13 protein-coding genes are annotated in these 26,183 nt (G+C 63.5%); 8 read left to right on the forward strand and 5 right to left on the reverse strand.

Features of this window, described 5'->3' with window-relative positions; translation table 11 throughout:
- Positions 1 to 22 precede the first annotated feature (22 nt).
- From FPT15_RS04380 to FPT15_RS04390, 3 genes are all read right to left on the reverse strand, one after another.
- Complete coding sequence (locus FPT15_RS04380) at positions 23 to 658, reverse strand: lytic polysaccharide monooxygenase auxiliary activity family 9 protein (protein WP_145158819.1); 636 nt, start codon at positions 656 to 658, stop codon at positions 23 to 25.
- A 248-nt stretch (positions 659 to 906) separates the two neighbouring features.
- Positions 907 to 13,803, reverse strand: coding sequence for a non-ribosomal peptide synthetase (locus tag FPT15_RS04385; protein ID WP_145158821.1), 12,897 nt, complete (start codon positions 13,801 to 13,803; stop codon positions 907 to 909).
- Positions 13,804 to 13,854: 51 nt separating this feature from the next.
- Positions 13,855 to 14,607: a thioesterase II family protein gene (locus tag FPT15_RS04390; protein ID WP_145158823.1), complete on the reverse strand. Its 753-nt coding sequence runs from the start codon at positions 14,605 to 14,607 to the stop codon at positions 13,855 to 13,857.
- A 337-nt stretch (positions 14,608 to 14,944) separates the two neighbouring features.
- Here FPT15_RS04390 and FPT15_RS04395 point away from each other — a divergent pair, with 337 nt between their 5' ends.
- Positions 14,945 to 15,496, forward strand: a complete 552-nt coding sequence (locus FPT15_RS04395) for an RNA polymerase factor sigma-70 (RefSeq protein WP_145158825.1) — start codon at positions 14,945 to 14,947, stop codon at positions 15,494 to 15,496.
- A 40-nt stretch (positions 15,497 to 15,536) separates the two neighbouring features.
- On the opposite strand, the gene FPT15_RS04400 is transcribed toward FPT15_RS04395, so the two are convergent.
- Both FPT15_RS04400 and FPT15_RS04405 read right to left on the reverse strand, forming a co-directional pair.
- Positions 15,537 to 16,325: an ABC transporter substrate-binding protein gene (locus FPT15_RS04400; RefSeq protein WP_145158827.1), complete on the reverse strand. Its 789-nt coding sequence runs from the start codon at positions 16,323 to 16,325 to the stop codon at positions 15,537 to 15,539.
- 93 nt (positions 16,326 to 16,418) lie between these two features.
- On the reverse strand, positions 16,419 to 17,042 hold the full coding sequence (locus FPT15_RS04405) for a TetR/AcrR family transcriptional regulator (protein WP_145158829.1): 624 nt from the start codon (positions 17,040 to 17,042) through the stop codon (positions 16,419 to 16,421).
- A gap of 153 nt (positions 17,043 to 17,195) precedes the next feature.
- Between FPT15_RS04405 and FPT15_RS04410 the strand changes: the two genes are divergently transcribed.
- The 7 genes from FPT15_RS04410 to FPT15_RS04440 all read left to right on the forward strand — a co-directional run bounded on the left by FPT15_RS04410 (position 17,196) and on the right by FPT15_RS04440 (position 26,063).
- Positions 17,196 to 18,974, forward strand: a complete 1,779-nt coding sequence (locus FPT15_RS04410; RefSeq protein WP_145158831.1) for an acyclic terpene utilization AtuA family protein — start codon at positions 17,196 to 17,198, stop codon at positions 18,972 to 18,974.
- 13 nt (positions 18,975 to 18,987) lie between these two features.
- A complete protein-coding gene (locus tag FPT15_RS04415) occupies positions 18,988 to 19,860 on the forward strand; it encodes an SDR family oxidoreductase (protein WP_145158833.1) in 873 nt (290 codons plus the stop codon).
- 3 nt (positions 19,861 to 19,863) lie between these two features.
- On the forward strand, positions 19,864 to 21,480 hold the full coding sequence (gene atuC, locus FPT15_RS04420; RefSeq protein WP_145158835.1) for a geranyl-CoA carboxylase subunit beta: 1,617 nt from the start codon (positions 19,864 to 19,866) through the stop codon (positions 21,478 to 21,480).
- A 15-nt stretch (positions 21,481 to 21,495) separates the two neighbouring features.
- A complete protein-coding gene (gene atuD, locus FPT15_RS04425; protein WP_145158837.1) occupies positions 21,496 to 22,653 on the forward strand; it encodes a citronellyl-CoA dehydrogenase in 1,158 nt (385 codons plus the stop codon).
- On the forward strand, positions 22,650 to 23,417 hold the full coding sequence (locus tag FPT15_RS04430) for an enoyl-CoA hydratase/isomerase family protein (protein ID WP_145158839.1): 768 nt from the start codon (positions 22,650 to 22,652) through the stop codon (positions 23,415 to 23,417). The genes atuD and FPT15_RS04430 overlap by 4 nt, the downstream gene beginning before the upstream one ends.
- A 108-nt stretch (positions 23,418 to 23,525) precedes the next feature.
- Positions 23,526 to 25,454: an acetyl/propionyl/methylcrotonyl-CoA carboxylase subunit alpha gene (locus tag FPT15_RS04435; protein WP_145158841.1), complete on the forward strand. Its 1,929-nt coding sequence runs from the start codon at positions 23,526 to 23,528 to the stop codon at positions 25,452 to 25,454.
- 66 nt (positions 25,455 to 25,520) lie between these two features.
- On the forward strand, positions 25,521 to 26,063 hold the full coding sequence (locus FPT15_RS04440) for an exonuclease domain-containing protein (RefSeq protein WP_119742324.1): 543 nt from the start codon (positions 25,521 to 25,523) through the stop codon (positions 26,061 to 26,063).
- The last annotated feature ends 120 nt before the right edge of the window (positions 26,064 to 26,183 follow it).

Here is a 26,183-nt window from a genome sequence, read left to right on the forward strand (position 1 = left end):
GTATGGGTTTAACGGCGCGGGCTTATTTGAAGTCCACGTCGAAGGCTTGATAGAAGGCGTTGCCGGTGTTGGCGACGATCCACATCAATACGATCACATGCTTGCCCTTTTTGTTGGCCGGCAGTTTCACTTCGTGATTGACCTTGGCCTTCAGTTCACCTGCATGGCTGAAGTACGGCACCTGGGTATAGAAGTCTTCGGCGAACGGCTGGGTTTCCAGTTGTGCGCGGGTGATGCGCTGTTTCGGATCCCAGCCATCCTTGGTGATCAGCCAGCGATAGCCACGGGTGGTGTGCGGCGCGGTGTATTCCCAGGTGACCTTGAAGGTCTGACCCGGGTCGACATTGAGCAGCGGCCAGGTGAAGGCGCGGTTGAGTTTCTTGGCCATTTCCTCGTTGGTGAAGTTGATGCAGTCACGGGCATCGGTCTTGCCGCCGCTGAGGATGAAGCCGTCGGCGGGTGGGGTGACGCTGTCACTGTCGGTTTGATAAGGCGCCGGGAACGGACCGGCAATCAGTGCCGGAAAGTTCTTGCCGCCTTCCATTTCATTGACCTGCCAGGTAGCCAGCAGGCCAAGATCCACGGCGACTGCGCCACGGCTGGAAGGGGACGTGACACGACCATGGCGAAGAGGTGTCTGGGTTTGTGGTTTATTCATGTGTGACTCCATTGATAGTGATTAAGAACTCTCCCTTCCTGAAGGAGAGAACCTCAACCTAACGGAGTTGCCTTTTTTTGCCACAGGCCCGTTTTTCACTCATTTGCTTCCCATCAGGCAACAGCCCTTAAAACACTGTATATAAAAACAGTATTATGGAAATCACCTACGCCACTCGAGGTCGATATCCTACAAACAAAGGCGGAAATAAGCACAATTTCTCTCACCGCCAGTTGTTCCAGTTTTCCTTAAAGCCCCTCCAACTCCGCCATCAAATCACTCAACCGATCGACCTTCTCGGCACTGATCTCATTCGCCGCCAAGCCCTCGATATACTCAGCCAACTCCGCCACCGTGCTGCACTCAAACATCGCCCGCAGCGGTACATCGCGTTGCAGGGTTTTCTGCACTCGGGAGGCAATCTGCGTGGCCAGCAACGAGTGCCCGCCGAGCTCGAAGAAGTTGTCCTGCACACCCACCTTGTCGACTTTCAGTACCTCGGCCCAGATAGCCGCCAACGTCGTTTCCAGTTCGTTGCGCGGCGCCAGGTAGTCCTGACTGTGCAAGTGGCCGATCTCCAGCGCCGGCAGGGCCTTGCGGTCAAGTTTGCCGTTGGCGTTCAGCGGCAGGCGCTCGAGCCATAACCAGTGCAGTGGCACCATGTATTCCGGCAGCTCTGCGCGCAGGCGTTGCTTGATGCGGTCCAGGCGCTCGCTCGGGTTGAGGCGTTCATCCGCCGCCACCAGGTAACCCACCAAGTGCTTGCCGTTGACGCCCTCTTGTACGCCCACCGCGGCGTCACGCACCTGCGGCTGTTCATGCAGGCGCGCTTCGATTTCACCCAGCTCGATGCGGTAGCCGCGAATCTTCACCTGGTGGTCGATACGCCCCACATATTCCAACACGCCATCGCTGCGCCGACGTGCCAGGTCGCCGGTGCGGTAGAGACGCTCGCCGGGTGCGCCAAATGGGTTGGGCACAAACACCTGCGCCGTGCGCAACGGATCGCTGACGTAACCACGGCCCACACCAGTCCCCGCCACACACAGCTCGCCAACCGCGCCATGGGGCACCAACGCCAGTGCGCCATCGAGCACGTACAACCGGTTGTTGTCAGTCGGGGTGCCAATCGGCAAATAAGTGCCTTGGGTTGACGCCAGATCAACGCGGAAGAACGCCACGTCATCCGAACATTCCGCCGGGCCATAAGCGTTGACCAGGCCAATGTCTGGATACCGCAGCAACCACTGATGCGCCAGCTCCGGCGGCATCGCTTCGCCCGTCGGCAGCATCCAGCGCAGGCCGTCCAGGCTCATGCGTTCCTGGGCGAGCATGCCCTGGATCAGCGACGGCACGCTTTCCAGCACAGTAATGCCCTGGGCCTGCACATGCGCCAGCAAACCTTGCGGATCATGGGCGACCGTATTCGGCACAATATCCACCCGCGCGCCAAACAGCGGCGCAGCGAGGAATTGCCACACGGAAATATCGAAACTTTGCGACGCAGTTTGGGCGATTACATCCGCCGGGCTCAGGTCCAGATACGGCACTTTGCTCAACTGGTTATTCAGCATGCCGCGCTGTTCGACCATCACGCCTTTGGGCAGGCCGGTGGAGCCCGAGGTGTAGATCACGTAGGCGAGGTTGTCCGGGCCGCTGTAGACACCTGGATTTTCCCCACGGCCCGGCACTTCCTCCCACACCAGCAACTGGCAGTCGGTACCTTCCAGCAATTCAATCGCCTGCTCGCGACACGCCTCGGAGCACACCAGCAACGGCGTGCGGCTCAAGTCGATAATCCGGCTCAGGCGCTGGCTTGGCAGGCCTGGGTCCAGCGGCAGATAACCGGCGCCGGCCTTGAAGCTGCCGATGATCATGCCCAGCAGGTCCAGGTTGCGCTCGGCCAGCAACGCCACCGGTTGATCCAGGCCAACACCCACCGCGATCAGCGCGTGGCCAAGACCATTACTGCGCCGGTTCAATTCGTCATAGCTCCATTGCTGGTCAAGGCAACTGGCGGCGATGCGCTGCGGATACGCGGCCACCTGCGCCTCAAACAGCTCGATATAGCTGCGCTCCAACGGGTAGACGTGCTCACTCTGGTTGCAGCCGTCGAGCAGGAATTCACGTTCCTGCGCGCCAATCAACGGCAGGTCGGCCATGTCGCCATGGAAACCCTGCACCAGCGCCAGCAGCAGGCGCTTGAACTCGCCGAGCATGCCCTGCACGGTGCTTTCGTCGAAGTAACGCTGGTCGTAGGACAGGTGCAAACCGAGGTCATCACCCGGGTAGCACACCGCGGTCAGCGGGAAGTTGGTGTGGGTGCGGCCGGAATCCGAGGTGGCATTCAGGCTTTGCGCGTGGTCCAGCACCGAGACTTCCACCGGCGCGTTCTCGAACACGAACAGGCTGTCGAACAGCGGTTGGCCCTTGGGCAATTCGCTGTGTTCCTGAATGGTCACCAGCGGCAGGTACTCGTACTCGCGCAGCTGCATGTTGCTGTCAAGCAAGCCGCTCAACCACTGGCGCACGCTGCAGCGCTGACCGTCTTCAGGCAGTTTCACCCGCAGCGCGATGCTGTTGATGAACAGGCCGACAGTGCGTTGCATCTCGGGCATGTCCACCGGGCGCCCGGCCACGGTAACGCCGAACAACACGTCACGCTCGCCGCTCAAGCGACGCAGCACCAACGCCCATGCCGCCTGGGCGAAGGTGTTGACGGTCAGTTGATGGGCCTGCGCCAGTTCACGCAGTTGCGCACCGTCGCGTGCCTCCAGGCGGGTGTAGCAGTCGCCCACCACCATACCGCCGCTATGGCCCGCATGTTCACGCAGGAACGGCCGGTCGCTCGGGATCGGTGTGGTGCGCTCGAAACCTTGCAGGTTGTGCTGCCACCACTGGCGTGCTTCAGCGAGGTTCTGGCGTTGCAGCCAGGCAATGTAATCGCGGTAGCGCGGCGGGGTGGCCAACTGTGCTTCGCGGCCCTCGCCCAGAGCCATGTAGATCTCAAAGAAGTCATTCATCAACAGCGAACGGCACCAGGCATCGATGAGGATGTGGTGGTTGCTCATCATGAACCAGTAGCGCGCTTCACCGACGCGGATCAGGCGCAGGTGAAACGGCGCCTGGTTAAGCAGATCGAAACCGGCTTCACGCTCGGCCTTGAGCAAGGCTTGCAGGCGCGGCTCCTGTTCACTTTCCGGCTCGGCGCTCCAGTCCAGGTACTCGATCGGCGTGCTGCCCGGCTTGTGAATCACTTGCAGCATGTCTTCGCCGACGTTCCAGCAGAACGACGCGCGCAAGGCTTCGTGACGGGCGATCACCGCCTGCCAGGCTTGGGCAAACCGCTGCGGGTCGAGCGCGCTGTTGATGCGGTAGCGGTCCTGCATGTAGTAGAGACCCGTGCCCGGTTCCAGCAAAGTGTGCAGCAGCAGGCCTTCCTGCATCGGCGTCAGCGGGTACACGTCTTCGATGGCGCTGGCCGGCACCGGCAGACTGTCGAGTTGTGGCTGGGTCAGGTGCGCCAGCGGGAAGTCCGACGGCGTGAGGCCGCCGGCAGCGTCGCTCAGGCAATGCGCGATCAGGCTTTGCAGTTCGCCCAGGTAGGCCTCGGCCAGTTCGCGAATGGTCTGTTGATCGTGGCGCTCGCGGCTGAAGGTCCAGCGCAGCACCAGTTCGCCGCCGTACACCTGGCTGTCGACGCTCAACTCATTGGGCAACGGCGCCTGCGGGTCATGCGCCAGGCCGGCTGGCTCATCCAGCGGGTGGAACAGCGCATCGGCGCCGAAGCTCTGGTCGAACTGGCCGAGGTAGTTGAAGGTGATGTCGGCGCTTGGCAGTGCAGCCATGGTCTGCTTGCACAGATCGTCCGCCAGGTAACGCAGCACGCCATAGCCCAAACCTTTGTGCGGCACGCCGCGCAGTTGCTCCTTGATCGCCTTGATCGAGTCGCCCTGCCCAGCTTGCGGTGTCAGGCGCAACGGGTAAGCACTGGTAAACCAGCCGACGCTGCGGGTCAGGTCGATGTCATCAAACAAGGTTTCACGGCCATGGCCTTCCAGCTGGACCAGCGCTGAATCGTGACCACTCCAACGGCACAGCACACGGGCCAACGCCGTCAGCAGCAGGTCGTTGACCTGAGTGCGATAGGCGCTTGGCGCCTGTTGCAGCAACTGGCGAGTGTGTTGCGCGTCCAGGCGCACGCTGACCGTGTCGGCATCCCGAGTGAGCAGCGAGCCGTGTGGGCGATCCACCGGCAATACCGCCGCAGCACCGGCCAACCGGTCTTGCCAGAGGCTCAACTCTTCACGCAGGGATTCACTGCTCGCATAGGCCTGCAAACGCGCAGCCCAATCGCGCAAGGCGCTGGTCTTGGCCGGCAGGCTGACCGATTGGCCGTCGCTCAGTTGGCGGTAGACGGTTTGCAGGTCCTCAAGCAATACGCGCCACGACACGCCATCCACCACCAAGTGATGAATCGCGATCAGCAGGCGTTGCTGACCCTGTGGGCCATCCACCAGCAAGGCGCGCAGCAGCGGGCCGTGTTCGAGGTCGAGGCTGCGTTGGGTGTCGGTGAACAGCGCGGTGCACTGCGCCATATCGCGCACTTGCGCCTGCATCAGCACGCCGCCGCGCGGCACGGCCAAGTGCTCGGCGTGCCATTGGGCATCGCGCGGCGTAAAGCTCAGGCGCAGGGCGTCGTGGTGCTCCAGCACCGCCAACAACGCTTGCTCCAGGCGATGCGGGTCGAGCAGTTGCAGCGGTTTGAGCAGCAACGCCTGGTTCCAGTGCTGACGATTCGGAATCGCCGTATCGAAGAACCAATGCTGGATCGGCGTCAGGCCCGAGCTGCCCGTCAGCACCCCTTGTTCGGCGCTGACCCGCTCGGACCGCGTGGCCACGGCCGCCAGGGTTTGCACGGTTTGATGCTGGAACAGGTCGCGCGGGCTGAAGTGAATCCCGGCCTGCCGCGCACGGCTGACCACCTGGATCGACAGGATCGAGTCGCCGCCCAGTTCAAAGAAATTATCGTCCAGGCCGACCTGCTGCACGTTCAACACGGCGCACCAGATCGCGGCCAGGGTGTGCTCCAGTTCGTTGCGTGGCGCCACGTAGTCTTGGCGGTTCGCCTCCGGGTCCGGTTGCGGCAAGGCGCGGCGGTCGAGCTTGCCGTTGGCGGTCAGCGGCATGCTGTCCAGCACGATCAGGTGCGCAGGCACCATGTAGTCCGGCAGTTGCGCCTTAAGGTGTGCCTTGAGCGCGTCGCGCAGTGTGCCGTGGTCGGCGTCGCTGACCAGGTAAGCCACCAGCTGTTTGCCGCTCGGCGAATCCAGCGCCAGCACCACCGCTTCGCGCACCGCGTGGTGTTCCAGCAGGCGGGTTTCGATTTCGCCCAGCTCAATGCGGAAACCGCGAATTTTCACCTGATGGTCGATACGGCCCAGGTACTCCACCAGGCCATCGGCGCGTTGGCGCACCAGGTCGCCGGTGCGGTACAAACGCCCGCCATTGGTAGCAAACGGGTCGGCGACAAAACGCTCTGCGGTCATGCCCGGGCGTTGGTGGTAACCCTGCGCCAGACCGGCCCCGCCGACATACAACTCGCCGGTCGCACCCTGCGGCACCAGCGCCAGGTCGGCGTCGAGAATGTAGGCCACGCGGTCGCCGATGATGCTGCCGATCGGCACGCTGCCAGCGCCCTCCTCCACGTGCTCGGGCGCCAGACTGGCCAGCGGCATGACCACGGTTTCGGTCGGGCCGTAGGCGTTGAAAAACACCTCGGGCTGGAACGCTGCGCGGATACGCTGCAAGTGTTCGCCGGTCAGCGCCTCACCACCGGTGATGCACATGCGCACCGGCAAGGTTTGCCGCTGAGTCGCCAGCCACTGCGCCAACTGGCTGCCATAGCTTGGGGTGAAGCCGAGGATATTGATGCGATGGGTGCGAATCAGCGCGCAGATTTCTTCGGCATCCCACTGGCCCTGGGCGCGCAACACCACCTGCGCGCCGCTGAGCAGCGGCACCAGCAAACGCTCGGTGGCGGCGTCGAAATTGATCGAATAAAAGTGCAGTTCGCAATCGTCCGCACGCATGCCAAAGCGCTTGATCACCGCCTGGCAATGCATGGCGATTTCACCGTGGGACACCACCACGCCTTTGGGCTTGCCGGTGGAACCTGAGGTGTAGATCAAGTACGCCTGATGTTGCGGCAAGCTGATAAAGGGCAGCTCGTCGGCCGAGTAATTGGCGAGCATCGGCAGGTCATCTTCCAGGCACCAGCACGCCACCGTCGCCGGCAGTTCACCAAGGGCTTCGAACAGTGCCGCGTCACTGAGCAGCAGGCCGATGCCGCTGTCTTCGATCATGTAGTGCAAGCGGTCCAGCGGGTATTCCGGGTCGAGCGGCACATAGGCGCCACCGGCCTTGAGGATCGCCAACAAGCCAATCACCATTTCCAGGGAACGCGGCAACGCCAGGCCGATGCGCACCTGTGGGCCGACGCCGCGCTCGCGCAGCATCCACGCCAGGCGATTGGCGCGGGCGTCCAGTTCGCGGTAGGTCAGGGTTTCACCGGCAAAAGTCAGCGCCGGCGCATCGGCACGCTTGCTCGCCTGCTGACTGAACAACTGATGAATGCACTGATCGAGGCGATGCTCACCCGCTTCCATACCGAGGCTGTTCTGCAACGCGCGCTGCTCGACGGCGGTCAGCAACGGCAGTTCGCTGAGGCGCTGCTGCGGGTTGGCGATCAATGCCTCCAGCAAGTTGCGCCAATGCTCGGCCATGCGCGCAATGCGCGGTTCGTCGAACAGGTCGGTGCTGTAGGTCAGGCAGCAACCCAGGCGATGGTCGAGGTCGGTGACTTCCAGGTTGAGGTCGAACTTGGTCGCACGCGCGTCGTTGGCCAGGTACTCGACGGTCATGCCGGCCAGTTGGCGGCTCTGCTGGAATTCCCAGCGCTGCACGTTGCACATCACTTGGAACAGCGGGTTGTAGGCCGCGCTGCGTGGGGGTTGCAGGGCTTCCACCAAATGATCGAACGGCAGGTCCTGATGGGACTGGCCTTCAATCACGGTGTGGCGCACCTGCTCAAACAGTTCAGCCACCTTCATCTGCCCAGTGAGCTGGCAACGCAGCACCTGGGTGTTGAGGAATGCGCCGATCAGGCCCTCGCTTTCCGGACGAATGCGGTTGGCCACCGGCGCGCCGATGCGCAGGTCGGTCTGGCCGCTGTAGCGGTAGAGCAACACGGCCAGGGTGGCGGTCATGGTCATGAACAGGGTCAGGCCGCGTTCGGCATTGAAGGCGCGCACGCGGGCGGCCAGTTCATCGCTCAGGTCAAAGCGGTACAGCTCGCCCTGATGGCTTTGCACCGGCGGACGCGGGCGGTCGCCGGGCAGTTCGAGCAGTGGATGCTCATGCCCAAGCTGCCCGATCCAGTAGTCGAGTTGGCGCTGACGCTCGCCGGACTCCAGCCATTGGCGCTGCCACACGCTGTAGTCGAGGTACTGCACCGGCAACGGCGCCAGCGGCGAATCGCGCTCGTCGATAAAGGCCTCGTACAGCGCGCTGAGTTCACGCGCGAAGATGTCCATCGCCCAGCCTTCGGTGACGATGTGGTGCAGGGTCAGCACCAGGTAGTGTTCCTGCTCGCCGGCCTTGACCAGGCACGCGCGCAGCAATGGCCCGGTTTCCAGGTTGAAAGGTGTATGGGCTTCGTGGTCGGCCAGTTGTTGCAGGCGCAGCTGACGCTCGGCTTCAGTGAGCGCCGAGAAATCCTGCCAGTCCATGCGCAGGCCGGTTTGCGGCGCGACCTTTTGCTGGGCCACGCCGTCGAGGCTCGGGAAGGTGGTGCGCAGGGTTTCGTGACGCATGATCAAGGCTTGCAACGCCGCCTCGAAACGCCCCACATCCAGCACGCCACGCAGGCGCGCCATGCCGCCGACGTTGTACGCCGGGCTGTCCGGTTCCATCTGCCAGAGGAACCACATGCGCTGCTGCGAATAGGACAGCGGCACCGGCGCGCTGCGGTCGACCTTGGCGATGGCGGTTTGCTGGTTGCGCTGGCCCGAGGCCTGGATCAGCCCGACTTGCTCGGCAAACGCGCCCAGCTCGCTGGCTTCGAACAAGGTGCGCAGCGGCAGCTCGACGTCGCAGGCCTGGCGGGTGCGCGAGATGATTTGCGTGGCCAGCAACGAGTGGCCACCGAGGGCGAAGAAGTCGTCGCCCAGGCCAATGCGAGGCAGGCCGAGGACTTCGCGCCAGATCGCCGCAATCTGCTGCTGCAACGGGGTTTGGGGTTCGATGTGTTCACGGGTTTGCCACACCGGCGCCGGCAAGGCACGGCGGTCCAGTTTGCCGCTGGGGCTCAGCGGCATCGCCTCCAGCCGCAGCAGTTGCGCGGGCACCATGTATTCCGGCAGCTCGGCGGCCAGGGCAGTTTTTACCTGTTGAGCGTCCAGCGCGGTGCTGGCGGTGTAGTAGCCGATCAGTTGCTGGTCACGCACCAGCACCACGGCTTGGGCGATGCCGTCCATGGCCAACAGGCGTGCTTCGATTTCTTCCGGTTCCACGCGAAAGCCACGCAGTTTGACCTGTTGATCGAGCCGGCCGAGGTATTCGAGTACGCCGTCAGCGCTCCAGCGCACGCGGTCACCGGTGCGGTACAGGCGTGTGCCCGCCTCGCCCAAGGGGTCGGCGACGAAACGTTCGGCGGTCAACCCGGCGCGGCCGAGGTAACCGCGCGCCAGGCCGATGCCGCCGATGCACAATTCGCCCGGCACACCGGCCGGCAATGGGTTGAGGTGTTCGTCCAGCACGCGACAGATCACATTGCCCAGCGGCCGGCCAATCGGCGAGCGTTCGCCGTCTTCGGCCTGGCACTGCCAGTGGGTGACGTTGATCGCGGTTTCCGTCGGGCCATAACGGTTGTGCAATTGCACCGCCGGCAACTGTGCCAAGACGCGGTTGCGCAGTTCGGCGGGCAAGGCTTCACCGCCGGAGAACAGGCGGCGCAGGCTGGTGCATTCGGCCACCAGCGGCTCATCGATAAACAGCTGCAACAGCGGCGGCACAAAGTGCAGGGTGGTTACGCCGTGTTCCTGCACCAACTGCGCAATGCGGTGCGGGTCGCGATGCTCGCCGGGACCGGCCAGCACCAGGCGGCAACCGGTGATCAATGGCCAGAAGCACTCCCACACCGACACGTCGAAACTGATCGGTGCTTTTTGCATCAGCACATCTGTGTCGTTGAGTTGATACGTGGCTTGCATCCACTGCAAACGCTCGGCCAGCGCCGCATGGGTATTGCCCACGCCCTTGGGCTGGCCGGTGGAGCCGGAGGTGTAGATCACGTAGGCGAGGTTGTCGCCATGCAGATGCAAACCCGGTGCCTGGGTCGGCCAGCTGTCGAGATGCAGGCTGTCCATGACGATCACGCACACACCTTCGGGTGCCGGTAGCAGATCGAGCAGTGAGGTTTGGGTCAACAGCAGGTGCACGCCGCTGTCCTGGAGCATGTAGGCCAGGCGGTCGGCGGGGTAATCCGGATCGAGCGGCACATAGGCGCCACCGGCCTTGATGATCGCCAGCAAGCCGATCAACAGTTGCGGCGAGCGTTCGGCGGCGATGGCCACGCACACATCCGGGCCAACGCCCTTGTCGCGCAGGTAATGGGCCAGGCGGTTAGCCTGGGTGTGCAGTTGGGCGAAGGTCAGGTTGCCGTCCTGCCAGACCAACGCGGTGTTGTCCGCGGTGTGTTGGCTGAGCAGTTCGGGCAGCCACTGCTGCGCCGGCGTGCACGGCGCTTCACTCCACGGCTGTTGTTCGTCGGCGTGCATCAACGGCAAGTCGCTGATGGCCTGTTGCGGTTGCTCGCACACGGCGTGTAGCAAGTTGATGAAGTGCTCGGCGAGACGCTGAATGGTTGCGCTGTCGAACAGCTCATCGGCGTAGTCGAACGACAGGCTCAGGCGCCCGTTGCGGTCTTCTTCGCTGTGCAGTTGCAGGTCGAACTTGGCCTCGCGGCTGTGCCAGGGCAACTCATCGGCCAGCATGCCCGGCAGGCGGCGCAAGGCACTCAGGTCGCGTTGCTGGTGGTTGAACATGACTTGGAACAGGCCCTGTTCGCGGGCGTGCGGGAAGGCTTCCAGCAGTTGCTCGAACGGCAGGTCCTGATGGGCCTGCGCCCCCAACGCCGTCTGGCGCGTTGCAGCCAACAGCTGGTTGAACGGCAGGCGCCCGTCCAGCTCGGCGCGCAGCACCAGGGTGTTGATGAAGAAGCCGATCAGGCCTTGGGTTTCCTGGCGCGGGCGGTTGGCATTCGGCACGCCGATGCGGATATCGCGCTGGCCGCTGTAGCGGTAGAGCAGGCTTTGGAACGCCGCCAGCAGCAGCATGAACGGGGTGGCTTGGTTGTCTTGGGCGGTCTGGCGAATCGCTGCACTGAGGCCGGCCTCCAGGCGCACGCTATGGCGCGACGCGCTGTGGCGTTGTTGCGCCGAGCGCGGATGGTCGGTGGCCAGGCTCAGGCTCGGATGTTCCTCGCCCAGCTGGGTTTTCCAGTACGCCAGTTGCCGCTGGCCTTCGCCTTCGGCCAGCCATTGGCGCTGCCAACTGCCGTAGTCGGCGTATTGCAGGGCCAATGGCGGCAACGCCAGGGGCTGGCCTTGCGTCGCGGCGGCATACAGCCGCGAGAATTCGTCGATGAGGATACTCAGCGACCAACCGTCGGCAATGATGTGGTGCAGCGTCACCAGCAATTGGTGATCTTCGTCGTCCAGGCGCACCAGGGTCACCCACAGCAGCGGGCCCTTTTCCAGGTCGAACTGGGTGCGCGCTTCGTCTTCGCGGATCTGCTGCGCGCGTGCCTCACGCTCGGCGCCAGGCAGGTCGCTGAGGTCGATAATTTGCAGGTCGAATTCGGCGCTTGCCTGCACACGCTGGAGGGCCTGGCCGTCGCGCTCGTAGAAGCGCGTACGCAGGGCTTCGTGACGCTCGATCAAGTGCTGGAAGCTGGCGCGCACCGCGTCTTCGTCCAACTCGCCGCGCAAACGCAAGGCGCCGGGGATGGTGTAGGCGCTGCTCTGCGGGTCGAGTTGCCAGGTGATCCACAGGCGGTTTTGCGCCAGGGATTGCGGCAGGTCATCCTGGCGCGACAAGGCATGAATCGCGCCTTGAGCGATGCCGCCGTCCTGCTGCAATTGCGCAACGCTTGCGGCAAAGCTCGCCAGGGTCGGCGCTTCGAACAGCATGCGCAGGTTCAGCTCCAGCCCCAGGGTTTCGCGCAGGCGGGCGACCACTTGGGTGGCGGTGATGGAGTTACCGCCGAGCAGGAAAAAGTGGTCATCGGCCGCAACGGTTGCGACCTGCAACTGCTCGCACCAGATGGCGGCGATCTGGTTTTGCAGATCGGATTCCAACGCCGCATCGCTCGCTTGCGCTTGCAGGTCGGGGAACTGCGCGTAGCTGTCGAGGCTGCCATCGGCGTGGCGAAGGGCACAGGCCGAGCGCTGCACTTTGCCGCTGGAGGTCTTCGGCAAGGCGCCGGGGTTGAGCAGCACCACCACGCTCGGGGCTTCTTGATACGCCTCGGCCACGGCCTGGCGGATGGCTTTGATCAGCGCCTCGGGCAGCAGGATTTTCTGCACGCTGCGGCTGATTTCGGCGGCGATGCCGATGCCTTCCAGGCCCTGGTCATTCACTGCAAATGCGGCGACGCGGCCTTTGCGCACCACTTCCACTTCGCGCTCGATGGTTTGTTCGATGTCCTGCGGGTACAGGTTATGGCCGCGCACGATCAGCAGGTCTTTCAGGCGGCCGGTGATGTACACCTGGCCCTCGCGGATAAAACCCAGGTCGCCGGTGCGCAGCCAGGTGCGGCCGGCGTGCTGTACAAACGTCTTGGCCGACGCTTGCGGGTTGCGCCAGTAGCCGTGGGCGATGCTCGGGCCGCTGGCCCACAGTTCGCCGACGTGGTTATCCGGCAGTTCGCTCAGCGTGTGCGGGTCGGCGATCAACACCGCGTGCTCCGGCTGGCTGGTGCCGCAACTCATGATCGCGCTGCCCTGCCCCGGTTCGGCGCGGTTGGCGGCCAACGCCTGTTCATCCAGGCGCAAGGCCGGGATGCCGTGGCCGCGGGTGCCGCCAGCGACGAACAGGGTCGCCTCGGCCAGGCCGTAGGAGGCGAAGAAATTGTTCGGGGTGAAGCCACACGTCGCAAACTTCTCGGCGAAGCGCTCCAGGGTGTCGAGGCGGATCGGTTCAGAGCCCGAATAGGCCACGCGCCAGGTGCTCAAGTCGAGGCGCTCCAGGGCTGATTCGCTGACCCGCTCGCTGCACAGGCGGTAGGCGAAGTCCGGGCCACCGCTGATGGTGCCGCGGTATTCACTGATCGCCTCCAGCCAACGCAGCGGCCGGCCAAGGAAGTACGCCGGCGACATCAACACGCACGGCACACCGCTGAAGATCGGTTGCAGCAGGCCGCCGATCAGGCCCATGTCGTGGTACAGCGGCAGCCAGCTGACGATCACGTCATCCGGGTTGAGGTCGATGCCAAAACCACGGCGGATCAGCACTTCGTTGGCCACCAGGTTGCCGTGGCTGACTTGCACGCCTTTGGGCAATGCGGTGGAGCCGGAGGTGTATTGCAGGAAGGCGATGTCATCGGCGTGCAGTTCGGGTTCGACCCAGCGCTCGGCGAGCTGTGCATCCAGGGTGTCGACGCTCAGCACCGGGGGTGCGTTGTCGATCTGCGCCAGGCCGTCGCCGAGGCTGGCAATGGTCAGCAGCAAGCGCGGTTCGGCGTCACTGATGATCGACAGCAAGCGCTCCTGATGATGCCGGCGCGTGGACTCTGGCGGATACGCCGGCACTGCGATGACCCCGGCGTACAGGCAGCCAAAGAACGCCGCGACGTAGTCCGGGCCGCTGGGGAACAACAGCACCGCACGCTCGCCCAACGCCACATTGGCCTGCAAGGCGGCGGCGATGGCGCGGGCGCGCCGGTCCAGGTCACGGTAGCTGAGCACAACGTTTTGCTCGGCAGAGTCGGCGAGGAAGCGCAGGGCCACCTGGTCCGGGGTCTGCGCGGCGCGGCGTTGAAGGGACTGGACCAGAGTGCGGGGAAGTTCGAAGGCGTCCATCATGGGGTTCCTGCCTGAAATCGGCTTACGGGAAAATCGAGAAATAGAGAGCGTTCAGACGGCGGCCAGCTGCCGCGCCGCGTCACTGCGCCAGCGTGCGAGGTGCTCGTCGGCGTAGCGCCGCAGGCAACGCAGCACGGCGCTTTCGTGCTGCACGAGAAAGAAGTGGTGGCCGTCGAACATGTCCAGGGAAAAGCCGCTGGCGGCGTCGGCCTGCCAGTCAAGCAACTGGTCGGCGCGCACGCTGTCTTGCTTGCCGCCAAACACGTGGATCGGCATGCCCAGCGGTTCGCGCTGGCCGTAGGTGAAGCTGCCGCAGAGCAGGAAGTCGGCGCGCAGGATCGGCAGCATCAACTGCATCAATTCGGGGTTGGCCAGGGCCTCTTCGGCGGTGCCCTGCAATTCGCGCAGGCGGGCGATCAGTTGTTGGTCAGTCTTTTCAATGGCGTAGTCGCTCACATCACGACGCGCCGGGCCGGCGGTGCCAGAGGCAAACAACGCCAGCGGCTCAGGCGCACCGCGCTCGCGCAGGGCGTGGGCCAATTCGAAGGCGAGCAGGCCGCCGAGGCTGTGGCCGAACAGGGCATACGGGCCGTTCAGGTCGCGGCTGATTTCATCCGCCAACTGCGCTGCCAAGGCCTTGATGTCGCGCTGCAACGGCTCATCCATGCGCATGCCGCGCCCCGGCAACTCCAGTGGGCACACTTGCAACCACTCCGGCAGAGCCCGACGCCAACGCGCATAGACCATGGCGCTGGCCCCCGAATAGGGCAGGCAAAACAGGCGCAGTCGCGTAGCGGCACTCATCGGCTGAGCGCTCTCATCAGGCTGAGGGCGCCCGATAGGCTAAAGGCTCCAAACTGAAACACGCTGTATGCACCGTACAAACCCATGTCGTCCTCCTGCGGGCGCTGATCCTTGGCCGTTTGTTAACGGACCTGTCACCCATGAGAACGGACGGTGCCGGCAAATAATTAGTCTGCGGGCAAGCGCGAGACCTGGTTCACACCTTTCAGGAAGGCATAAGATTAGTTCGTCTTCTCATTTGACAATCATTATCATTAAGCATAATTTGTTGCCCGATGTGTAGGAGGCCTCAGCACGGACGCCCTCCCCTAACCTCTTTTGCGACAAGGTGATTTCCATGACGGAACAAGTATTCACAGGCAGGTGCGACTCACCGCTTCTCCAGGCATTCGTCGACAATCGTTTGATTCTGGTGAAGATCGCGGCACGCATTACCGGCTGCCGCTCGCGCGCCGAAGACGTGGTGCAGGACGCCTACTTCCGGCTGCAATCGGCGCCGACGATCACCTCATCGTTCAAGGCCCAACTGAGTTATCTGTTCCAGATCGTGCGCAACCTGGCGATCGATCACTACCGCAAGCAGGCCCTGGAACTCAAATACTCCGGGACCGAAGAGGAAGGCTTGAATGTGGTCATTCACGGCGCTTCACCGGAAACCTCGCACATCAACTTCAACACTCTGGAAAACATCGCCGACGCCCTGACGCAATTGCCTCAACGCACCCGTTACGCGTTCGAGATGTATCGCCTGCACGGCGTGCCGCAAAAGGACATCGCCAAGGAACTCGGCGTCTCGCCGACCCTGGTGAACTTCATGATTCGTGATGCGCTGGTGCATTGCCGCAAGGTGTCGGGCAGCCACAGCGATACGTTTGCGCGACGAGTCTGAGTGTGGGGAAAGGGCTTGTTGTGGCAAGCCTGATCCGCGCTCAGTGCACCGCTGTCACATCAATGCGATACGGCTCGAAGATCTTCAACAGCTGCCCGTTATCGCGCAGGCGCTTGAGCATCTCGGCAAACGCCGCTCCGGTAATCGGTGCCTTTGGCCGCAGCAACGCGTAGTGGTGGTACACCTGGTCAATCCGCTCCGAGACCAGGAACTGCCCGGCCATGTCCGCGTTGCGCACCATGAAATCACTCAAGTACGAACGCGTGACCAGTGCGATGTCCGCACGCCCGCGCGCCACCATCAGCAAGTTGCTGTCATGGGAATAGGTCAACGTGGCGTTGAAATGCTCGGTCATGTACTTGGGGTCGGGGTTGAAGTTGGCAAAGGCGTAGTGATAACCGCTGAACACGGCCAGACGCTTGCCGTTGAGGTCGGCGAAATAGCGCTGATCGCGACCGGGCTCACGTTGGGCGACGAAAATTTCCGCGTCCTCAAGCCCCATGTCCACGGCAGTGTGGTCAATGTTCTGCCAGCCCCAGTCGGGGTTTTCGAAGATCGCCATGTCGACCCGGCCTTGCTCGAAATCGCGAAAACGCCGTGGGATAGACGTCGGCACCAGTACAAACTGGTAGTCGGTTTGCGAGGCGTTCAGCGCCTCGACCAGTTGCGGCAGTAAACCGGTGTCGGCGCCTTGCTCGGGGCGTACGGTGTAGGGCGGAAAATGCGCGGCGCCGATCCTCACCAATTGCGCAGCCGAAGCCGGCATCCACCCCGCGGTGCCCAGTGCCCATAAAGTTAGTCCTGCAGCCAGCCGCCATGGCGAAAACATTGAGGCACACACCGTTTAATACTCTGATGGCGATAAGCTAGGCGTTTTTGTCAGGTGAGACAACTTTCCATCGGCAAATTAATGGCTTGCGCCTCAATCGGCCTTCAGCACCATCAGCAGGGCTTCTTCGGCCAATTGCTCCAGGGTCATGCTGCCTTGGGCGCGGAACCACGTGGTGGTCCAGGACAACGCGCCGGTGAGGAAACGCCGGGTGATAAATACATCGCCCCTGATGTAACCGGCGGCCTTGGCCTCGCCCAGCACCTGCAACCAGATGTCTTCGTACACATCCCGCAGCGCCAGCACTTGGGCCTGGCCATCGGCCGACAGCGAACGCCATTCGTAGACCAGCACCGCCATGGCTTCGCCGCTGCCGCCCATGATCGACTGCAACTCACAGCGAATCAGCGCCAACACGCGTTCACGCACGCTGTTCGCTTCCTCGAGTGAGGCGCGCATCATCGCGGTGTTGTAGTGGATGGTTTCCTCCATCACCGCGCGCAGGATCTCGTCCTTGCTCTTGAAGTGATGAAAGATGCTGCCGGACTGAATGCCCACCGCGCTGGCCAAGTCACGCACGGTGGTGCGCTCAAAGCCCTTGTTGCGAAACAGGTGAGCTGCGGTTTGCAGCAATTTGCCCCGGGCACTGTCGGGGTCGGTCAATTGGCCGGCATCGACCATGGTGCGCATCACCCTCAGGGCTTTTTGCTCATCCATGCCTCTCTCCTTCACGTGTGCTGACGTCGTGGGCGGCAATTTAGGCCGTGGCCGCCACCCAAGCAAGCGCTTGGGCAAAACTTGTGTACAGAGTTTACAAACCAAGCGCTTGCTTGGTAGTCTCGACGCCAGCCATTCGAGGACGGATTTCTCATGAGCAAGACGGTACGTATCGGCTGCGCCAGCGCCTTCTGGGGAGACACCTGCACCGCCGCCGCCCAGTTGGTACACGGCGGCGCGCTGGATTACCTGGTGTTCGACTATTTGGCGGAAGTCACCCTGTCGATCCTTGCCGGCGCACGGATGAAAGACCCTCAGGCCGGCTACGCCACGGATTTCGTCGAAGTGCTCACGCCGCTGCTGGGTGACATCCAGCGCCAGGGCATCCGCGTGATCAGCAATGCCGGCGGCATCAACCCGCAAGCGTGCGCCGCCGCCCTGCAAGCGGCCTGCGACAAGGCGCAAATCCCGCTGAAAATCGCCGTGCTGCTGGGCGATGACCTGCAACCGCAGCTCAAGCACCTGCACGGCGTCAGCGATATGTTCAACGGCGCGCCGCTGCCGCCGATGTGCGTGTCGGCCAACGCCTACCTCGGCGCGCCGGGCATCGCCCAGGCACTTGAGCTGGGCGCCGACATCGTGATCACCGGCCGAGTGGTCGACAGTGCGGTGGTCAGCGCCGCATTGGTGCACGAATTCAACTGGTCATGGCAGGACTATGACCGTCTCGCCCAAGCTGCCCTCGCCGGGCACATCATCGAATGCGGCGCGCAATGCACAGGCGGCAACTTCACCGATTGGCGTGACGTGCCGGACTACGAGCACATTGGTTTTCCCATCGTCGAGGTCAGCGCCGACGGCCAGTTCACCGTCAATAAAGTCGACGGCACGGGCGGGCTGATCAGCGAACTCAGCGTGGCCGAACAGCTGCTGTATGAAATCGGCGACCCGCGCGCCTACCTGCTGCCCGATGTGATCTGCGATTTCAGCCAGGTCAAACTGCAGCAGCAAGGCAAAAACCAAGTGCGCCTGCACGGCGCCAAGGGTTTGCCGCCCACCGATCAGTACAAAGTCAGCGCCACCTACCCGGACGGTTTTCGTTGCACCGCCAGCTGCCTGATCGCCGGGATCGACGCGGTGGCCAAGGCCGAGCGCGTCAGCCAGGCGATCATCAACAAGACTTCGGAACTGTTCAGCCAGCGCGGCTGGGCGCCTTACACCGAGGTCAACATCGAACTGCTCGGCAGCGAAGCCACCTACGGCGCCCACGCCCAGCGTCAGGATTGCCGCGAGGTGGTGGTGAAACTGGCGGTGCGGCACCCGAGCAAACAGGCGCTGGTGCTGTTCGCCCGCGAGATCGCCCAGGCAGCCACCGGTATGGCGCCGGGGTTAACCGGAATTGTTGGCGGCCGCCCGACGGTGTATCCGCTGATTCGGCTGTTTTCGTTCCTGATCGATAAATCATCCTGTGAGCTGGTGATCGACTTCCAAGGCCAGCGCCACGCCATTGAACTGCCCGCCTCTGCGCCACTGGTCACCCCGGCTGAGCCGATTGACCCGCCCAAGCCTCAAGGCCGCGCCGATGCCAGCGTGCCCCTGGTAAAGCTGGCCGTCGCGCGCTCCGGCGACAAAGGCAACCACAGCAATATCGGCGTGATCGCCCGCCATCCCGACTACTTGCCGTGGATCGCCGAAGTGCTGACCCCGCAAGTGATCGTCGACTGGATGAGCCACGTGCTCGACCCCTTCCACGGCCGCGTCGAACGCTGGTACATGCCTGGCAGCCACAGCCTGAATTTCCTGCTGGAAAACGCCTTGGGCGGCGGCGGTATCGCCAGCCTGCGCATCGACGCGCAGGGCAAAGCCTTCGCCCAGCAACTGCTGGAAATCCCCATCGCCGTGCCACAACACATCGCCGATCAACTCAAATAAAAGGAGCGTTGCCGTGGCCTTCGACTCAATCTTCAAAGCCGACCTGTTCCACGGGCAAACCGTGATCGTCACCGGTGGCGGCAGTGGCATTGGCCGCTGCACCGCGCATGAACTCGCAGCCCTCGGCGCTCAAGTGATTCTGGTGGGGCGCAAACCGGAAAAACTGCAAACGGTGGCAGCGGAAATCGCCGAAGACGGCGGCACGGCGCATTGGCAGGCTTGCGATATTCGCGATGAAGACGCGGTGAAGGCGCTGGTTACGCAGATTATCCACGCACACGGGCCGATCCACGGGCTGGTGAACAACGCTGGCGGCCAATACCCGTCGCCCCTGGCCTCGATCAATCAAAAGGGCTTTGAAACCGTGCTGCGCACCAACCTGGTCGGCGGTTTCCTGATGGCGCGGGAAGTGTTCAATCAATCCATGAGCAAGCACGGCGGCGCCATCGTCAACATGCTCGCCGACATGTGGGGCGGCATGCCCGGCATGGGCCACTCGGGCGCAGCGCGTTCGGGCATGGACAACTTCACCAAAACCGCCGCCTTCGAATGGGGCTACGCCGGGGTGCGCGTCAACGCAGTGGCGCCGGGCTGGATTGCCTCCAGCGGCATGGACACCTACGAAGGCGCCTTCAAGGCGGTGATTCCGACCCTGAGCGAGCACGTGCCACTCAAGCGGATCGGCACCGAATCGGAGGTCAGCGCGGCCATCGTGTTCCTGCTCAGCCCCGCCGCCGCGTTCATCAGCGGCAGCACCTTGCGCATCGACGGCGCCGCCAGCCTGGGCAGCCGCGCCTGGCCGCTGCCCAAGGCGCAACCGCCGAGCGAGCCGTTCAATGGTTTCCACCGTGCCTACCTGCCCGGTGTGCTCAAGGCGGAGCAATAAACCATGCCGGTGATTGAAAGCTTGATCGACGCCCACAGCCCGCAGTTCGCGCAAAACCGTGAGGCGATGCTGGCCGCCATCGCGCAGTTGCGCCAACTGGAGCACGCCCTGCTCAGCAAGGCGCAGGAAGCCAAAGCCAAGTTCGACACGCGCGGCCAACTGCTGCCCCGCGAGCGCCTCAACCTGCTGCTGGACCCCGGCGCGCCGTTCCTGGAACTGGCCAGCCTGGCCGGCTACAAACTCCACGACGACAAAGACGGCAGCGCGGCCGGCGGCGGCTTGATCGCCGGCATCGGCTACGTCAGTGGCGTGCGCATGCTGGTGGTGGCCAACAACAGCGCGATCAAGGGCGGCACTATTTCCCCCACGGGGCTGAAAAAATCCCTGCGCCTGCAACAGATCGCCATGGAAAACAAACTGCCGGTGGTGACGCTTGCCGAAAGCGGCGGTGCCAACCTCAACTACGCCGCCGAGATTTTCGTCGAGGGCGCCCGCAGCTTTGCCAACCAGGCGCGCATGTCGGCCATGGGCCTGCCGCAAATCACCGTGGTGCACGGCTCGGCCACGGCCGGCGGTGCATATCAGCCGGGGCTGTCGGATTACGTGGTGGTGGTGCGCGGCAAGGCCAAGCTGTTTCTCGCCGGACCGCCGCTGCTCAAGGCCGCCACCGGCGAAGTGGCCACCGATGAGGAACTCGGCGGCGCCCAGATGCACGCGCAAACCGCCGGCACCGCCGAATACCTGGCCGAAAACGACGCCGACGGCGTGCGCATCGTGCGCGAAATCGTCAGCCTGTTGCCTTGGGATGAGCGCCTGCCGCGTGCGCCAACACGCGCTTACACAGAACCGCTGTACCCCATCGAAGAGCTGCTGGGGCTGATCCCCGACGACCCGAAAAAGCCCTACGACGTGCGCGAAATCCTCGCGCGCCTGGCCGACGGTTCCAACTTCCTCGAATTCAAGGGCGAGTTCGACGCCCACACCGTCTGCGGCCATTTGCACATCCAAGGCCGCGCCGTCGGCGTGATCGGCAATAACGGCCCGATCACGCCCAAAGGCGCGAGCAAGGCCGCGCAATTTATCCAGCTGTGCGACCAGAGCCGCACGCCGCTGCTGTTCCTGCACAACACCACAGGTTTCATGGTGGGCACCGAGTCGGAGCAACACGGCGTGATCAAGCACGGCGCGAAGATGATTCAGGCAGTGGCCAATGCGCGGGTGCCTAAACTCACGGTGGTGGTCGGCGGCTCCTACGGCGCCGGCAACTACGCCATGTGCGGCCGCGGCCTGGACCCGCGCTTTATCTTCGCCTGGCCCAACAGCCGCACGGCGGTGATGGGTGGCGCGCAGGCGGGCAAAGTGCTGCGCATCGTCACCGAGGCCAAGCAATTGAAGGAGGGTTTGGTGCCCGACCCCAAGGTGCTCGACATGCTCGAACAGGTCACCGCGCAGAAGCTCGACAGCCAGTCCACAGCGCTCTATGGCAGCGCGAATCTGTGGGACGACGGGCTGATCGACCCACGCGATACCCGCACGCTGCTGGGTTACCTGCTGGATATTTGCCATGAGGCCCAGAGGCGGCAGTTGCAGCCCAACAGTTTCGGTGTGGCGCGTTTCTAAAGGAGAACAACAACAATGATTTTTACCCAGGAACATCAGGAACTGCGCCGCACCGTGCGCGCCTTCGTCGATCGCGAGATCAACCCGCATGTGGACGAATGGGAAAAAGCCGGGCGCTTCCCCATTCACGAGATCTTTCGCAAGGCCGGTGACCTCGGCCTGCTGGGCATTTCCAAGCCGGAGCCATTCGGTGGCATGGGCCTGGATTACAGTTACTCCATTGTTGCGGCGGAAGAGTTCGGCACCATCCGCTGCGGCGGCATCCCGATGTCCATCGGCGTGCAGACCGACATGTGCACCCCCGCCCTCGCCCGCTTTGGCAGCGATGAACTGCGCGACGAGTTCCTGCGCCCGGCCATCAGCGGCGAGCAGGTCGGCTGCATCGGCGTCTCGGAAACCGGCGCCGGCTCCGACGTCGCCGGGCTGAAAACCCACGCACGCAAAGACGGCGACGACTACGTGATCAACGGCAGCAAAATGTGGATCACCAACTCGCCCAGCGCCGACTTCATTTGCCTGCTGGCCAACACCTCCGACGACAAGCCGCACATCAACAAGTCGCTGATCATGGTGCCGATGAACACGCCGGGCATCAGCGTCAGCCCACCGCTGGAAAAACTCGGCATGCACAGCTCCGAGACTGCCCAGGTGTTCTTCGACGGTGTGCGCGTGCCGCAGCGCAATCGCATCGGCCACGAAGGGGCGGGTTTCATGATGCAAATGCTGCAGTTCCAGGAAGAACGCCTGTTTGGCGCGGCCAACATGATCAAGGGCCTGGAATACTGCATCGACAGCACCATTGAGTACTGCAAAGAACGCCAGACCTTCGGCAAAGCGCTGATCGACAACCAGGTCATTCACTTTCGCCTGGCCGAACTGGCCACTGAAATCGAATGCCTGCGCGCGCTGGTCTACCAGGCCACCGAGCAATACATCAAAGGCCAGGACGTGACCCGCCTGGCGTCCATGGCCAAGCTCAAGGCCGGGCGCCTGGGCCGCGAGGTCAGCGACAGCTGCCTGCAATACTGGGGCGGCATGGGTTTTATGTGGGACAACCCGGTGGCCCGCGCCTACCGCGACGTGCGGCTGGTGTCGATTGGTGGCGGCGCCGACGAAATCATGCTGGGCATCATCTGCAAATTGATGGGCACGCTGCCTGGGAAAAAATCATGAATACCCTGCTGCTCGAACCGCATAACGGCGTGCTGCACATCACCCTCAATCGCCCGGCGCATCGCAATGCCATGAGCCTGGAGATGGTCAACGAACTGCGGGCGGTGTTGGCGCAGCTCGACAGCCAGGTGCGCGCGCTGGTGATCAGCGGCGCGGGCGGGCATTTCTGCGCAGGGGCGGATGTTAAAGACATGGTCACCGCCGGCGGCACGGCGCAGTTGCAGGCGCTGAACCGCGCGTTTGGCACCTTGCTGCAAGAAGTTGAGGCGGTGCCGCAAGTGGTGATCGTGGTGCTGCAAGGCGCCGTGCTGGGGGGCGGGTTTGGTTTGGCGTGTGTGAGTGACATTGCGATCGCCGATCACCAGGCGCGATTCGGCTTGCCGGAAACCAGCTTAGGCTTGTTGCCAGCGCAGATTGCGCCGTTTGTGGTCAAGCGGATTGGCCTGACCCAGGCGCGCCGGCTGGCGCTGACCGCGGCGCGGTTTGATGGGCTTGAGGCGCAGCGCTTGGGCGTGGTGCATTTTGCCGAGAGCGATGCGCAGGCATTGGCGCAGCGCCTGGATGAGGTGTTGGGACACGTGCTGCAGTGTGCGCCGGGCGCAAATGCGCGGACTAAAGCGCTGTTGCTGGCCAGTGCCGACGAGCCGCTTGAGGCGGTGCTGGATCGCGGGGCGCAGTGGTTTGCCGAGGCGGTGACGGGCGTGGAAGGAATAGAGGGGACGCAGGCTTTTGTGCAGAAGCGCAAGCCAGGTTGGTGCAAATGACGCCATCGCAGGCAACCCAGCTCCCACCGTTGAAACGCCTTTCAAGGTGGGAGCTGGCTTGCCCGCGATGGGGCCAGAACAAACACCCGATTACCCAGGGATAAACCAATGCCCCCATTCAACAAAATCCTGATCGCCAACCGCGGCGAAATTGCCTGCCGCATCCAGCGCACCGCCCAGGCCCTGGGCTACCGCACCGTGGCGGTCTACAGCGATGCCGACGCCCAGGCCCTGCACGTGCAGATGGCCGACGAAGCCGTCAACATCGGCCCGGCGCCCGTCCAGCAGTCGTACCTCAACATCGCCGCCATTCTCAACGCAGCCAACATCACGGGCGCCGACGCCATCCACCCCGGCTATGGCTTTCTCTCCGAAAACGCCGACTTCGCCCGCGCCTGCCAACACGCGAACATCACCTTCATCGGCCCAAGCGTTGAGGCCATCGAACTGATGGGCAGCAAGCGCCTGTCCAAACTGGCCATGCTCGAGGCTGGCGTGCCGTGCATACCCGGTTACCAAGGCAACCGCCAAGACGACGCCGGCCTGCAAGAGCAAGCCAAGCGCATTGGCTACCCCCTGATGATCAAGGCCAGCGCCGGCGGCGGCGGGCGCGGCATGCGCCTGGTGCACGACGCCAGCCAACTGCTCGACGCACTGCGCACCGCCCGCTCGGAAGCGATGAACGCCTTTGGCAGCGACGAACTGATCCTCGAGCGCGCGCTGATCGACCCGCGCCATGTCGAAATTCAACTGTTCGGCGACAGCCACGGCCAGCTCATCTACCTGGGCGAACGCGATTGCTCGATCCAGCGCCGCCACCAGAAAGTCATCGAGGAAGCCCCCTGCCCCGTGATGACCCCGCAACTGCGCCACGCCATGGGCGAAGCTGCGCTGAAGGCTGGGCGGGCGGTCAGTTATGTGGGCGCCGGCACCGTGGAATTCCTGCTCGACCGCGACGGCCAATTCTATTTCCTGGAAATGAACACGCGCCTGCAAGTGGAGCACCCCGTTACCGAGCTGATCACCGGCCTCGACCTGGTGGCCTGGCAACTGCAAATCGCCGCCGGTGAACCGCTGCCACTCACACAGGCCGACGTGACCCTCAGCGGCCACGCCCTGGAAGTGCGCCTGTACGCCGAAGACCCGGCCCAGGGCTTTGTGCCGCAAACCGGTGACGTGCTGCGCTGGGAGCCTGCCGTCGGCGTGCGGACCGACCACGGCGTACTCGAAGGCCAGCGCATCAGCCCGTTCTACGACGCCATGCTCGGCAAGATCATCGCGCACGGCGCCACCCGTGAAGAAGCCCGGCGCAAGCTGCTGCGAGCAGTCCAAGACACGGTATTGCTGGGCGTAACGACCAACCAGCGATTGCTCGCCGATCTGCTTGAACACCCGGACTTTATCGCCGGCGATTTCAGCACCGGATTCATCGCCGCGCACTTCAGTGACATTCCCCGCCGGGCAGCCACGGATGAACAGATCGCCCTGGCCGCCGCGCTGTTTTATCAACACAGCGCCGGTACCTACTCCCCAGGTTTAACGGGCTGGCGCAACAACGCCAGCGTGCCTTGGACTTATCGGCTGGATATTAACGACGCACCCCACGCGGTCGCCGTGAGCGTTTTGCAGGCCAACCACCTGCAGGCCAACGGCATCGACATTCGCAACCTCAGTACCGACGGCCGTCGGGCCACGCTGGAGATCAACGGCGTGCGCCGCCGCGTCGCCTATCACCTCGACGATACCCAACTCTGGCTGCCCGGCGTGCGGGTGATCAACCGTACCCAGCAGGTCGCCAGCCGCCAGGCCGATGCCGGCAGCGGCACCGTCAAGGCGCCGATGGACGGTGCCATTGTCGATATTCGGGTCAGCGCCGGTCAGCGTGTCAGCCAGGGCCAGCTGCTGCTGGTGCTCGAAGCGATGAAGATGGAGCATCCGCTGACGGCCGGCATCGACGGCGTGATCAAAAGCGTGCAAGTGATTGCAGGCGCTCAGGTGCGCAATCGCCAGGTTTTACTGGAGATCGAAAAGCCCTAGGCGGAACTACAAGGCCCGGCTACGCTCTATCCCCATCAGGAAGGGACGAGTACGGGAACCTGCGCGATGCCTCATTGGCTGATTATTGACCTTGAAGCCACAACGGATGAAGGCGGCTGGCCCGTGACGGAGATGGAAGTCATCGAGATCGGCGCGAGCCTGGTGAACCGCCAAGGCCGTGAACTGGATCACTTCCAGCGCTTTGTGCGGCCGCTGCGTCGGCCGTTGCTGACGCCGTTCTGCCGACAGCTCACCCACATCACCCAGGCCAACATCGACGCCGCTGCGCCGATGACCGACGTGTGGCCACTCTTCGAACGCTGGCTGGGCCAACATCACACGCGCCTGGAAGGCTGGGCCAGTTGGGGCGACTACGATCGCAAGCAGCTTGAACTCGAATGGCAACGCCATGGCCTGGCCAGCGCGCTCGCACAAACGCCGCATGTGAACCTCAAGCAGCGCTTTGCCAAGGCCCGGCGCCTGGATAAGCCGCTGGGTCTCAACGGCGCGCTGCAATTGGCGGGGATGCAGTTTCAGGGTCAGCAACACCGGGCGCTGGAAGATGCACGCAACACCGCGCGCCTGCTGCCATTGATTTTGCCGGTCTAGGCAGCGCGCAAAGGCTTGGGCATACTGGCCGGCCTTTTCCAATATCCTGCTGTTCTGTAGGAGCCGGCGTGCCGGTGATGGCGTGCGCCTGAGCGAAGCCAGGCACGTCCATACAGAGCA

Source organism: Pseudomonas sp. RGB, from assembly GCF_007713445.1.
Taxonomy (GTDB): Bacteria; Pseudomonadota; Gammaproteobacteria; order Pseudomonadales; family Pseudomonadaceae; genus Aquipseudomonas.

Excerpts from the sequence above, each read along its gene's own strand:
- FPT15_RS04380 (WP_145158819.1), bottom strand. The coding sequence starts at position 658 with ATGAATAAACCACAAACCCAGACACCTCTTCGCCATGGTCGTGTCACG.
- FPT15_RS04385 (WP_145158821.1), bottom strand. The coding sequence starts at position 13,803 with ATGATGGACGCCTTCGAACTTCCCCGCACTCTGGTCCAGTCCCTTCAA.
- FPT15_RS04390 (WP_145158823.1), bottom strand. The coding sequence starts at position 14,607 with ATGAGTGCCGCTACGCGACTGCGCCTGTTTTGCCTGCCCTATTCGGGG.
- FPT15_RS04395 (WP_145158825.1), top strand. The coding sequence starts at position 14,945 with ATGACGGAACAAGTATTCACAGGCAGGTGCGACTCACCGCTTCTCCAG.
- FPT15_RS04400 (WP_145158827.1), bottom strand. The coding sequence starts at position 16,325 with ATGTTTTCGCCATGGCGGCTGGCTGCAGGACTAACTTTATGGGCACTG.
- FPT15_RS04405 (WP_145158829.1), bottom strand. The coding sequence starts at position 17,042 with ATGGATGAGCAAAAAGCCCTGAGGGTGATGCGCACCATGGTCGATGCC.
- FPT15_RS04410 (WP_145158831.1), top strand. The coding sequence starts at position 17,196 with ATGAGCAAGACGGTACGTATCGGCTGCGCCAGCGCCTTCTGGGGAGAC.
- atuC (WP_145158835.1), top strand. The coding sequence starts at position 19,864 with ATGCCGGTGATTGAAAGCTTGATCGACGCCCACAGCCCGCAGTTCGCG.
- atuD (WP_145158837.1), top strand. The coding sequence starts at position 21,496 with ATGATTTTTACCCAGGAACATCAGGAACTGCGCCGCACCGTGCGCGCC.
- FPT15_RS04430 (WP_145158839.1), top strand. The coding sequence starts at position 22,650 with ATGAATACCCTGCTGCTCGAACCGCATAACGGCGTGCTGCACATCACC.
- FPT15_RS04435 (WP_145158841.1), top strand. The coding sequence starts at position 23,526 with ATGCCCCCATTCAACAAAATCCTGATCGCCAACCGCGGCGAAATTGCC.
- FPT15_RS04440 (WP_119742324.1), top strand. The coding sequence starts at position 25,521 with ATGCCTCATTGGCTGATTATTGACCTTGAAGCCACAACGGATGAAGGC.